Origin of the sequence: Lutibacter sp. TH_r2, assembly GCF_033101135.1 — a bacterium.
In the GTDB taxonomy this organism is placed as follows: domain Bacteria; phylum Bacteroidota; class Bacteroidia; order Flavobacteriales; family Flavobacteriaceae; genus Lutibacter.
Genome location: NZ_JAWMPV010000002.1, coordinates 396,230 through 409,459, shown reverse-complemented (window position 1 = coordinate 409,459; position 13,230 = coordinate 396,230). Strand labels below are relative to the sequence as shown.

Genomic DNA, 13,230 nt, shown 5'->3' with positions numbered 1-13,230 from the left:
AATAGCTTCACTACGTTCGCTATGACGGTTAGGGAGATGATATCTACTATCAATAATACTAATTTCTTCATTAGAAATAGGTGCCACAATTTCTACTTCATCAACATGTTTTAACCATATATTCATTTCTTTCACATAAGGTTTGTAAGCATAGATTTTATCTTGCTTTACTTTATGCTCGGCATGTGTTATGATTACAAATTTCATTTTAAATCTATTTACTCTTCAATTAGATTATTATAAAATTGAATATTTTGCTGAATTATATCTTCAGAATTGAATTTAAAATTCACTTCCTTTTCAGCGTTTTCTGAATATGTGATTGCTTTTGATGGATGAATCAATAAATCTATTACTTTATTAGCAATATCATTTGAATTGAATGGATTACATTCTAAACCAGACACTTTATCCTTAATTAATTCTTTAAATGGTGGAATATTGCTAAAAACTATAGGCTTTTGCATTGCCATTGCTTCAATAACCGTTAACCCAAATGATTCCATATGCGATGGATACACACAAATTTGAGCACTTGCAATTATAGATGGAATTTTATCTTGAGGAATACTTCCATAAAACTTTACATCCTCCAATATATTTTCCTTAATCCTTTTCTTTAAAAAACTAATATATGATGGTATTTCATTACTTTTCCAATCTCTTCCTATTAAGTGCAATGTTGCATTAGGAACTTTTTCTTTTACTATTTCAAAAGCATCCACCAATTCTTTCACACCTTTTTTTTCACAAATAGTACCTATAAAAACTATAGAATTCTCAACAATATCAATTTTTGTATTGGTATTAAATCGATTTAGGTCTATAAAATTATAGATGGTTTTATATGATTTTTTTAAAGATAAAAGTTTTGTTGTTGTTTCGCCTACATAATTACTTACTGCAATTAAAGCATCTGCTTTACTAAAAGATTTCTTCTCTTGAAAGGATCTCCATAGTGCAGGTTTTTTACCAAGTGTTACTGCAAAAAAATGATGTCCACCATGCATACGTATCACTTTTTTATAAGCAGTTTTATTGGGTAAAAATGCAAAAGACAATTCAGAACCTTCAATAATATCAATAGGTTTATTCTTATTTATATCTATTAAAGCTTTTCTAATTCTATAAGAATTGAATAAAAACTTACCAAATTTAGCTTTTGATTGCTGAATTCTATAAACTTTTACTCCATTATCTACTTCAACATTATTTATAGACTTATGAATACCAATTACAGAAACTTCAATACCTTTTAAACATAGATTTCTACCTAAATTTTGAACAAAAGTTCCAATACCTCCATGAGAACTATTTTTATCTGGGTATTCGTTTGTTATAAAAACTATGTGCATAACTTATTTTAGTAATAAATTAGTTATATTTTTAGAAGCTATTTCTCTATCCGTAGAAATTAAATTTAGCCATTTCTGCCCATCTATAATCTCTTTTGAAGTTTTATCAGATTCTAATGCTTTATTTAATGTATCTAAAATTAAATTTTTATTATTCAACCAAAAAACTGGATTCAAAGTATTCATACTTCTAAAATGATGAATTTTATAAATCCTTTTTACTGACCAATTTTGATTAATGGGAACATCATAGTTAATATAAATTGCAGGTTTATGAATCATTGCAAAATCATGTGCCATTGTTGAGCCTACATTTATAACTACATCACAATGTTTGACTGTATTTACTAATAATTTCACATCATTAAAAGTCGGATAAACCAATGTCCAATCATTTTTTTTGGACTTATCAAAATTCCATAAGGGTACTGCCTTTTTTATAATTTCAGGGAACTTATCAACTACCTTATCAAATCTACCCGATACATCTACGGGACATCGTCTTAATAAAATTTGATATTGATTTTCTTTTGGCATAGTAGCAATTGCTTGAGCAAGGTCTTCTAAATAAAGGGGATCGTAAGGTGAGGTACGTGTATCATCTCCAGAAAAACAAATTGTTTTTTTGTTACTATCTAAATGATACTTTTCAAAGAAATCTTCTTTATTTTCTATTAAATCTTCTTTTAAATAAAACTCAAATTGAGGAGTACCTGTAACAAAAATATCATTCTCATTTATTTCTGAATAAAATTGAAGCAACTCCTTTTTCATGTATTCCGACCAAACGAAATAAAGGTCTGTTCGCACACTTAACCTAGCTTTTGGTATATTATCCCAAGAAAAAATAGCACCAATTGTTTTAATTTTTAATTGTTTAGCCTTTTTAATAAGTGGTACAGCCTTAACAGCTCTTTGATGTGTATTTAAAATAACATCTAGCTTTAAATCACTAAAAAAAGTGTCGTATAAACTTGAATCAATGGCATTCTGATACTTCCGTTCTAATTTTAAAATGAAATTATAATTTTTAGTAAGAAAAAAACTTAAAATTTCAATTACTGTATAGAATATATAATTTTTAAGTTTCTTTTTGTTTGGATTCCAATTATTTATTATTGCCTCATTTTGCACTAATTTCTTATTAAACTTTAATCTTGATATTGCAATCAACTCTCGCAAAAATTTTTCTCTGAAAGATTCTTTATAATTAGGTAATCTTTTTAATTTTATTTTTTGACTATGTTGATTCTCTATTTCAACTATTGCATTCTGCGAAATAGAATGTAATAATATTACCTCTATATTTTGCTGCTTCAATAATGTTATAATATCCGAATATAAATAATTTCGAATACCAATTCCATCAACTATTACTATTCCAATTGTTCTCATTTCTAGTTATTATTTTTTTTGTTTCTGACAAAAATAATTCTGTAGAAATCAATCTTATTAAAACCCTCATATTTTGTTTCTCTCCATTATTATGTTTTGTAATTAAATCTTTAATTATATTTTTTGATACATATTTTGAAATTAAGGAATCGTCTGACAAAATTGTTTTGTTTATTAAGGATTTCCAAGATGAATTACTTCGAAGCCACATATCAAAATCAGAGTAATACCGATTATGGGGTTCTAATTTTTTATTTTGATTGAATAACTTTAAACTTTTTAATTCTCGTTCCTTCAATTCTGCAGTACTCTCAATACTTGGTTTTTGATGAAAAGGAAGCATTGTTGCTTGGATATTAACATCTCTTGATTTTTTAATAGAAATATCTGCCAAATCACTATAAAACTTATAATCTTTCAGATAATTTTTAGGGATTGATTTCATTAAAAAATAATTTTCATATGAAAACATAGAATATCTATCTTCCATAAATTCCCTATGAAATTTTTGACGCAAAAATAGTTGCGAAAAAATTCTATAATTTGATGTATAAATATCATTATCTTTTAAATCAAATTCATGTTTTGAAAAATTATTTGTAGGTACTTTAAATCTTTTTTCAATCTGTGTACCTCCAATAAAATTGTTTAATCCAATTCCTGTGTCAAAAATAAAATTCTTATAATCATTTTTATTTATATACTTTTTTATTTTATAAAAAGCAGATTGTACAAAAATATCTAACCCAGCAACATCTAAACAATAAGAAGGTGAATTAGTTACATAATCTTCAGCAAGATATTCTACTTGAGCATAAGGTGTTTTTGTAACTTCGGCTACTTCCCTAGCAATTTTCAATTCATCACTCTCTAAAGTTCCATAAATTAACGCTTTAACATCAATCTTGTTTTCTACAAAACATTCTAATAAAAATCTAGAATCCATTCCTCCTGAAAGCTGAAGTAAGACAGAAGAATCCTTATGAATTTTTTTAATATTCTTTAATACATTATCATAAAAAAAGCTTGGGTTTACTCTTTTATTTTCAAAAGAATATTTATCAGAAAAAACTTCAGTACTATAAACACTTTTCGATACAAAATCTATTATACTAGAAGGTATAATCATTTTAATTTCATTAATAAAGGTTTCTTCAATATCAATTAATCTATTTTGATTTAAATTTTTCTTAATATGCTTATCATTGAATGAAATTGAATTTAAATGAGAATATAAAAATTTTAAGTCTGTACTTATACTTAAGTCTCCATCTGAAATAAAATGTTTTCGAAGCGCAAAAATATCATTAACAAAAAATGGATCTTGATTTTTTTTATCAAATAAAAATAGATTGAACTGTCCTTCAATATAACTTGTAAACTCCTTTCCATATTTAGAATATAAATTCACTATAAATTCAGCTTGAGTTTCATAAGAGTTGGAATTAAAAATCCAACCATCAATTAACACAGCTACAAATTCATTTTCAAAAAAAACTTGTCTATTGTCTAATCGATGAAATGATAAAGTTATATTATAACTTCCATATTTTTTTTTAATAGAACTATGGTAATGTTCTTGATATATTTGATATTTTGATATATGTAATCCAATCATAAATTTTTAATTAATTTATTAGCAATAAACAACTCTGTTTTTTCGATTGATTCCACAGTATTTCCTCCAATATGAGGAGTTATAATAACATTTTTATTGTGTACTGCAAATTCTTTTAAAGGATGCTTATTAATAGTTGGTTCTCCATACAACACATCTGTTGCATACCCAGAAATTATATTATTTTTTAAAGCTATAAGCAGATCTTCTTCATTAACAACACCTCCTCTAGAGGTATTAATAATTACAGTAGTTTGTTTCATTCTTTCAATTAGATCATTATCTATCATAAAATGATTCATCTCATTATAAGGAATATGTATAGATATAATATCAACTATAGAACATAATTCTTGAGCTGAATTACATTTTTTAAAAGATTTAGTTGTAGTTCTATTTTCAATATCATAATAATAGACTTCCATTCCTAAAGCTATTGAATAATCAGCAACTATTTCACCTAATCTTCCTAAACCTAAAATACCAATCTTCTTTTTATATAATTCTCTTCCCTCAAATAAATATCTGTTCCATTTTCCTTTTTCCACATGTACAACTGCTTCTTTTAAATTTCTATACAATGCCAATAACAAACCAATAGTATGCTCTGCTGTTGCTCTAACTTCTTTTAGAAATTCAACTTCTCCTTTTAAACTTATAATTGTTATACCAAACTCTTTACATGCCACCTCATCTATATGATCTAAACCTGTAACAGCACATAAAATATATTTACATTTTGCCTGTTTTAAAACACTATATGTTAATTTATGATTTAATCTAAACCAAAAAACATCGCAATTTTTAAGCGATTGTACTAAACCATCTTTTGAATTGATTGACTTATATTTAATAGTTGCAACATCTTTTAAAACATCTGTTACTTCATTAGATAATTTATCGATACCAGAAACATGTATTTTTAGTTTTTCCATTGTATTAATCTCTTTGAGATTTCATTAAAAATTCTACAAATTTTAAATCTCTTTCTGTATCAATATTTGCCCATTTAGTTTCTGGCATTACATATGCTTTTTTAGTATCTGTAATTAAGGTTTTTTTCAATAAAAACTCTTTAGTTGTAATCGCATAAATACATCCGTTTCTTAAATATACTGGTGTTAAATCTTGCCTTCTGCTACGCTCGTTTTCTTTTTCTAAAGGAAGTAATGCTTCATTATTAGATTTTGAGTACATTCTGGCCGGATGTATGTCATTTAATTCAACAACAGAAATAACATTTGTTAATGTACTATCTTCAATAAACATCTTAATCACATTATCTATATCTTCATTTGTACGTAATGGAGCTGTTGGTTGTAATAATATAATTAAATCATATTTATCACCTAATTTTTCTATCATTTCTAATAAAACATCTTCAATAGGTGAATTATCTTGAGCGTTTAAACAATTCCGTTTAAAAACAGAACAATTGTACTTTTTTGAAATTGCACATATCTCATCATCGTCTGTAGCAACAAATACATCCGTTAATAGTTCGCTTTTTAGTGAAGTTTCAATTGAATAAGCTATTAAAGGTTTATCTTGTATTAATCTAATGTTTTTTCTAGGTACACCTTTTGAACCTCCTCTAGCTGGTATTATTCCTAAAACTCTCATTAATAAGTTATTGTTTTATGAAATATTAAATCAACCGTTGCTAATACTTCTGCAATTTTTTTACCTGACTGTCCATTTCCGTAGATAGTTTCTGAAGTTAAACCACTACTTTCTATATGTTGTTTTATGGCACTAATAATTTCGTTTTTATCATAATTTACATCAATCACATTTATGCCTCGTTCTCTTTTATGTTGACGTGTTCCAATATTTACAACTGGAACTCCTAAATAGGAACATTCTCTAATTCCTACACTTGAATTTCCTATTAAACATTTTGAATTTTTCAGTAATCTTAAAAAATCATTTGGCTCCATATTTTTGAAAAAGCGAATGTTCGTCGGTTTTTTTAATTCTCTAAATGTTCTAATTCCACTTGAAGTTCCATCTGAACCTGCATCCACATTAGGCCAAAACCAAAAAGTTGGTATATTTAATTCTTTAATTGCTTCTAATGTAGTAGTAACATCAAATTTTGATTGCTTATATTCTGTTGTTACAGGATGTTGCATTACTACTATATATCCTTTTTTCCAATCTATCTCTGTTCCTACACCACCATATTTTTGTATTGGATTATAATTAAGAGACGGATTGTCTAAAACTTCTTTAGCCAAATCTATTGAAGGACAACCTGTGTTAAAAACCATTTTTGGGTTTTCCCCTAATTTTATAACTCTCTCTTTAGCTTCTTTAGAAGCTACCAAATGAATATCCGCTAACTTTGTATTTGCATGTCTTACTTTTTCATCAATATTACCAGTTACTTCTCCACCTTGGATATGAACTAATGGTATATTTTGATAAGCTGCTGCAATTGAAGTTGAAATTGTTTCAAATCTATCCGCAATAGTAACTACTGCATCTGGTTGTAGCTTATAAAACACATTACTCAATTCCATAACTCCAAGTCCTGTAGTTTTTGCCATTGCCGTAGGGTTCTCTCCTTCTAAAACCATAAAAACCTTTTCATCAACCTTAAATCCATCATTTTCTATATAATCAACAGCATTACCATATCTATCTAATAATGCAGATCCAGCAATTACCAATTGTAATTCTAATTTTGGATGATTTTTTATGGCTGCTAAAGCTGATTTTACCCTACTGTAAGAAGGTCTAGCTGTTACTACAACACATATTTTTCTTTTAACCATGAAATTGTTTTATAAAATTTAAAAGTAGTTAAAATTTAGCTAGGGTAAAAATGAATTAAACAAGAGTTTTACCAATGCCAAACTAAACTTGCAAAGGCTCTGTTTTAACCAATAGATAACACATACAACTCACACTTCGACAGGCTCAGTGTGACATTAAGTAGTTTATATTATATCTTCCTCATTTAAAAAATCCCATTGATCTAAATTTTTAGATATTTTTTTACCCAACACTTGTTCAAATTGATTTGCATCAATTCCATAACCTTTAGGTTTTTTTGCTTCTAAATCTTCAAAAGTAAGAACGTGTCCAACTTTTAAATTTTTATTTACAGCTAAAGACTTTTCAAAAATATTTTTTAATTCGTTATAGTTAGAATTACTAGCTTTATCTACTGGATTTTCTATAGCTTGCTCTATACTTTTAATAGCGGTAACTAACTGTTTTACCTCTTTAAAGTTCAAAGATGATTTTGTATCAGGACCAAACATTTCTTTATTAAAAGTTACATGAAATTCCACTATTTCAGCACCTAAAGCTATAGCTGCAATCGAAGTTTCAATTTTCGATGAATGATCTGAAAAACCAACAGGAACATGATATCGTTTTTTTAATTCAGAAATCACATTAAATCCAAACTCTTTAGGTTCTGTAGGATATGCTGTTGTACATTGTAGTATAGAAACATCTACATTTCTGTCTTTTAAAAACTTAACCGTGGCATCTAACTCTTCAAAAGAACTCATTCCTGAAGATATAATAATGGGCTTCTTTGTTTTTGCTATTTTCTCTAATAGTAATAAGTTATTAACTTCTCCAGAACCTATTTTATAACGTTTTACTCCAATTTCCTCTAATAAATCTACAGCTTTATTACTAAATGGTGAGCTCATAAACTCAACACCAACTTTATCACAATGTTGTTTTAAACCTTTCCATTGTGTTGAACTAAACTCCATTCGTTTCCAATAGTCAAATCGTGTAGCATCTTGTTTTGAAAATTTCACTCTAAATGGCTCGTATTTACTACTTTCAGCTTCAGCAATATGTGTTTGAAACTTCACAATATTAACACCGGCATTTGCGACTGCATCTATATACGCATGTGCCATTCCTAAACTACCATCGTGTGCTTGACCTATTTCTGCTATTGTTATTGCCATGATTAATATTTTATTGAAGACTTCTTATCTAAACCTTTTAACCTTAAAAAAAATCTCCAAATAAATTGCTTAAAAATTATTCTAGAGAATATCTTATAAACCATTAAAACAATTTTTTTATCTCTTCCTTTTTTAATTGTTGGTATTTCAAAAATATTAAGTTCTTCTTCTAGTGAATTTAATGCTTTATCCATCCATTCTTCATGGGTATTCCCCATGTGATAGGTATAATTATCTTCAGTTGACAACCTCCAATAACCATAATCAATCACTGGTTTATCTAATAAGGTTATTTCACTTCCTCCACCTAAACTATAAGTTGAAGCTTTTTGTTTTATTCTATCAAAAATTTCACCTCGATAAGTTCCAACAAAATGACCTGCACCTATTACTGCTTTTTCTTTGCCATTTGTTACAGTTAAATATTGTTTTAAATGAACAGGTTTAAATAAATTTGAGTCTCCTATACTTTCTGCAAATAATTTTAAAGCTTTCTTATTTTTAACTTTTGTAAATTTTACTCTTTTTGAAAAACCTAAATCAAAAATTGTATTTGAGGTAAGATAACGTAATAATTTTGGGTTTGGTGTTGTTGAAACTATACCTGCTTTTGAGAAACCTTCAAATATTTTATAGGTTTCTTTTTGCCAATTGTTTAAAAACAGAACATCTGCATCTGCTATTGTTATTAATGAAAATGAATGTCCAACAATACCTTTTAATATAGCATTTAACTTACCAATGTTAGTTGTATGAATCAGTTCATGAATAATTTTTTTATTGTATAAGTTTGCTAAATAACCAACAACTATATCACAACTCCCATTATTTACAACTGTAAAATAAGTTTTTTTATGGCAAGTTTTAAAAAGTGACTCTAAACAATATTTAAATATTTGAAAGCTATCTTTAAAATAACCTTCTTCATTTGGTATATACACAGGTATAATTACCTGATGGAAATAATCAAGTTTTGAGTTTTTTTTATCTTTATTGGGGTTATGTCCTATTCGCATTTTGAAATGTTAATTTTAAATTACTTAAAAAACCTTATTATTTAACTAAAAAATAATTCTCCTTTTTTTAAATATCTAATTGAATAAATCCCTATTAATATCTTTAATCTGTCAAAAAAAGAAAAAACATTAACTTTTTTAAAAATAATGAATAAAAATTTGGTAGTCAATTTTGGTTCTTTCATTAAAACACTTTGTTTAATAGAAGATTTCAAAGCTTTTTTCAAAGTTAAAATTGATTTTTCAGAAAGCTTACTTCTATGATTAACTAATATTCTCAAATTTACTCTAAAATTTGAATCACATTTACTCTTTGTAAATGAACTATGTGAAATACTTTCAGAATGCTTCCTAAAGAGGACTAAAGGACTTTCATCATAAAGATAATTATCAACTTTATCTAAAACTCTTATAAAAAAATCCCTTTCTTGCGATTGAGATAAAGTTTCATCAAAGCTCAAATTATTCTTCAAAAGAAAACTTCTTTTAATTAACGGTGCTTGTGTTAACCATTTAATATCATTTGATATAAAGTCATTAAAAAAATCCTTTGAATAAATACTCTTTTTACGTAAACCAAGTATATTTTTCCTATTTTCTTCAAAAACCAAAGTTTGACAAACGGTAAAATATAGAGGAGATTTTAATAATTGTATTACTTGAAGTTCTAATTTTGAAGGCATCATAATATCATCACTATCGAACCAATTTATAAAATCCCCTTTACTCTTTTCATATCCGTAATTACGACAAGCATTAGCTCCTTTATTACGTTTTTTTGGTCTAACATAAAATTTAAAACGGCTATCCTTCTTACAATAATTTTCTAATAAGGTATTTGTATTGTCTGTTGATCCATCATCTACAATAATGCATTCCCAATTAGTATATGTTTGCACATATATACTTTCTAAAGTTTCAATTATTAAATTGGAACGATTATATGTTGGAATTATAATGCTTACCAATGGTTTATTCATTGAATCTTTTAATTATTTTAGCGATATAAAATTTGAAAAGTAATTCAAAATATTTTAATCTTAAATTCTTTACGTTTTCAATTTTCAAAATTAAACTACTATTAAACATCTGAAATCTATTTACATGTACAAAATACTTAATGTAATGTTTTATAAACTCCTTATACTTCCTTGGTAACTTGAAGTAATTAATATAATTAATTTTTTCTAAATATACTTGTTTTTGTCTTGTTTTAGAAATTTTAACTGTTGTTGAACCATCATGTCTTCTAAAAAAATTTAAGTTTTTATTCAAAAAAGCAAATGAATTATTTTTAATTAAAAAAGTCCAAAAAAATTGATCTGATGATTGTTTAAAACTAAATAACTCTTTGGGTATTGCTTGTTTAGGTTTTCTAAATACAACACTGCTACCATTGGTTATATATGTGCTAAAAGGCATTCTATCTATAAATATTTTTGAATCAAATATTTTAAAGCTATTAGTAGGTACATTTAAATCTCGTGTTCTATTAGTAGAATTATACAAATATTCACCTTTTTGGTTCATATAATTACTGCCACAAAATACGAGTGACGTATTTTTATGCTTATCTAATATTTCAACCTGTTTTTTCAGAAAATCTTTATGTGAAAAATCATCAGTTTCAGCAATCCAAACATATGGTGTTTCAGCTAATTCTACACCTTTTTGCCATGAAGTATATCCTGAACCAGAATTTACTTCATTTACAATAAAGTGTTTTACCTTAAATGCTGGATTATTAGTTATAAATTGCTTTATTATGTTAACACTATTATCAGTTGAACAGTCGTCAATAATAATTACTTCAAAATTTTTAAAAGTTTGATTTAAAATTGAAACTAGTCTTTCTTCTAAAAAAGCTGCGTGGTTATAACTTGGAATTACTACTGATACATTTGACATTTTTTAAAAACTTTAATTACTCTGATTTAAGCTTCAGAATTTCTTTAAAAATAACCCTTCCTATTTTCAATAGCCCTATTTTATTTAATACTTTTTTAACCATTAAACCTGTTTGGAAAGTGTTTGATTTTTTTGTTTCAATTAATACTCTCTTATATTTCTCCGATGAATTATAGTATCTTTTCAACAACGAATTGCTAAATTCATAAAATTCTTCATATGATAAAACCTCTTTAAAATATTCAAGAACTTTTGTGTTATTATCATCTATACCTAAAGTTTTCATTCTGCTTTTAGAATTCATTCTATAATAAGCCAAAGGTCTATTTATAAATTTAACTATATTACTTTTTTTTAAAAGTTTTACCCAAACTACCCAATCTTCTTGAGCTGATAATTTTTCAGGAAATCGTATATTTTCAAAAAGACTATTTTTAAAAAATCCACATTGAATTTGAATAGAAAACGATACATTCCATTCATATAAAAAACTATCTAAATTAAAATAATCCTGTTTTATATTACAAAAAGGAGGAAGTATTTTAGTACCATCTTCAGATAGCGTTTTAAAATTTGAAACTACAATGTTAACTCCTTTATTCTCTGGCATATTAAATTCTTTCAAAGAAAGTTCAAACTTTAAATGATCTAAAACATCATCACAATCTAAAAATTGAATATAATCACCTTTTGCTCTATCTAAACCAAAATTTCTCGCACTACTTACACCTCCATTTTTTTTATAAAAGTATTTAAATCTTTTATCTCTAGACTCCCATTTTTGACTAATAATTTTAGTATTGTCTGTACTTCCATCATCAACAATAATACATTCCCAATCTAACACCGTTTGATTAGAAACAGATTTTAATGCAGCGTCTAAAAATTCACCTTGATTGTAACATGGTATAATAACCGATACTAACATTTATTATAGTTTAATTAAAGATTTAAAAAAAAGTTCATATTCTTTTGAAATCTTTGTTGGGTGGAATTCATTTTTCTTTTTTAAATAATCTTTTGTCAAAAATATTTTTTTAAAATCTGTACTTGTTACTTTATCAAGTACATTCTTATAGTTATTTTTTTCAAAATCTAACAATGGAAAATTAAAATATGCTGCCGTTTCAGTCAGATTTCCAATTCTGGGTATCACCATTGGCTTATCAAATGTAAACCCTAAATATAAGATTCCAGAATTTAAATTTCTTTTTCTTGGTATTATTATTAATGATGACTTATTAATTAAATTCACTAGTAAACCGGTTTCAACAAATTTATAACCAAAATAATATTGATTTCTTTTTAATGGATATAGTAAAAGTAAACTTTTAATGGTTTTATATAAATTTCTATATCTGTATGGAAAATGTTTTGGTATTTTAAAATAATTATACATTTTAGGAACTACTAAAATCTTATTTCTTGCTTTTATTTTTTTAAAAATTTTAATTATTAGTTTCAGTTCCTCTAATGATCTAACATTTCCTACAACCGTAACTACAAGCTTATTGGTGAAGTTAACATTAAAAGCCTTCTGAAAATCTTTTTCTACACACTCATTTTTTAGACCTATATACAATGGATGGTAAATTACTTTATGCTTACAATTTTTAGAAAACAGATGAGCATAATTATTTAAAGAATATTCCCCTAAATGAATTACTCCATCTACATATTTTCTAATTAGTATAAATAAACTCTTAAATTTATTTTCTGAATCGTAATGAGATTCAACATCATTAAGAGTTAAAACAATTTTAGATTTTTTTTTCCAATAAATAATTCTATTTTCAAAATCAATAAGTTGTTCTTTTGTTGGTTGTTCCCAATTAAAAATGGCTTCTGGAAATTGAATATTTACTATCTCATAGGTTGTTGAATAGTTTTCTAAAGATGAAAATATATAATTTATGGAAGCATAACTTATAATTTCATCAAAATAAGTATTAAAATCTTTTTTATGTGGAACAAATACATTCATTCAAAAACAA

At 26.2% G+C, this 13,230-nt stretch carries 12 protein-coding genes; all 12 read right to left on the bottom strand.

Translation table 11 applies throughout. The annotated features are described in order from the left end of the window. Positions 1-218: 218 nt before the first annotated feature. The 12 genes from R3X25_RS09190 to R3X25_RS09135 all read right to left on the bottom strand — a co-directional run bounded on the left by R3X25_RS09190 (position 219) and on the right by R3X25_RS09135 (position 13,220). Positions 219-1,355 (bottom strand): glycosyltransferase family 4 protein, encoded by a 1,137-nt coding sequence (locus tag R3X25_RS09190; RefSeq protein WP_317674087.1) that lies wholly within the window; start codon positions 1,353-1,355, stop codon positions 219-221. A gap of 3 nt (positions 1,356-1,358) precedes the next feature. Beyond that, positions 1,359-2,750, bottom strand: a complete 1,392-nt coding sequence (locus R3X25_RS09185; protein WP_317674085.1) for a hypothetical protein — start codon at positions 2,748-2,750, stop codon at positions 1,359-1,361. Then, positions 2,722-4,368 carry a hypothetical protein gene (locus R3X25_RS09180; protein ID WP_317674083.1) on the bottom strand — a complete coding sequence of 549 codons (1,647 nt, stop codon included), beginning with the start codon at positions 4,366-4,368 and terminating at the stop codon, positions 2,722-2,724. Before R3X25_RS09180 ends, R3X25_RS09185 begins: the two co-directional genes overlap by 29 nt. Next, on the bottom strand, positions 4,365-5,303 hold the full coding sequence (locus R3X25_RS09175) for a D-isomer specific 2-hydroxyacid dehydrogenase family protein (protein ID WP_317674081.1): 939 nt from the start codon (positions 5,301-5,303) through the stop codon (positions 4,365-4,367). The genes R3X25_RS09180 and R3X25_RS09175 overlap by 4 nt, the downstream gene beginning before the upstream one ends. 4 nt (positions 5,304-5,307) lie before the next feature. Further along, positions 5,308-5,991, bottom strand: a complete 684-nt coding sequence (locus tag R3X25_RS09170; protein ID WP_317674079.1) for an acylneuraminate cytidylyltransferase family protein — start codon at positions 5,989-5,991, stop codon at positions 5,308-5,310. Further along, positions 5,991-7,148, bottom strand: coding sequence for a UDP-N-acetylglucosamine 2-epimerase (gene neuC, locus R3X25_RS09165; RefSeq protein ID WP_317674077.1), 1,158 nt, complete (start codon positions 7,146-7,148; stop codon positions 5,991-5,993). Before neuC ends, R3X25_RS09170 begins: the two co-directional genes overlap by 1 nt. A gap of 165 nt (positions 7,149-7,313) precedes the next feature. Continuing rightward, the gene (locus tag R3X25_RS09160) at positions 7,314-8,312 is read right to left on the bottom strand and encodes an N-acetylneuraminate synthase family protein (RefSeq protein WP_317674075.1); all 999 of its coding nucleotides are present in this window, start codon (positions 8,310-8,312) and stop codon (positions 7,314-7,316) included. A 2-nt stretch (positions 8,313-8,314) separates the two neighbouring features. Then, positions 8,315-9,328 carry a glycosyltransferase family A protein gene (locus R3X25_RS09155; RefSeq protein ID WP_317674073.1) on the bottom strand — a complete coding sequence of 338 codons (1,014 nt, stop codon included), beginning with the start codon at positions 9,326-9,328 and terminating at the stop codon, positions 8,315-8,317. A 41-nt stretch (positions 9,329-9,369) separates the two neighbouring features. Continuing rightward, positions 9,370-10,308, bottom strand: a complete 939-nt coding sequence (locus tag R3X25_RS09150) for a glycosyltransferase family 2 protein (protein WP_317674071.1) — start codon at positions 10,306-10,308, stop codon at positions 9,370-9,372. After that, positions 10,301-11,236 carry a glycosyltransferase family 2 protein gene (locus R3X25_RS09145; RefSeq protein WP_317674069.1) on the bottom strand — a complete coding sequence of 312 codons (936 nt, stop codon included), beginning with the start codon at positions 11,234-11,236 and terminating at the stop codon, positions 10,301-10,303. Before R3X25_RS09145 ends, R3X25_RS09150 begins: the two co-directional genes overlap by 8 nt. Before the next feature lie 16 nt (positions 11,237-11,252). Beyond that, a complete protein-coding gene (locus R3X25_RS09140; RefSeq protein WP_317674067.1) occupies positions 11,253-12,164 on the bottom strand; it encodes a glycosyltransferase family 2 protein in 912 nt (303 codons plus the stop codon). 3 nt (positions 12,165-12,167) lie between these two features. Beyond that, positions 12,168-13,220, bottom strand: coding sequence for a hypothetical protein (locus R3X25_RS09135; protein WP_317674065.1), 1,053 nt, complete (start codon positions 13,218-13,220; stop codon positions 12,168-12,170). Positions 13,221-13,230 lie beyond the last annotated feature (10 nt).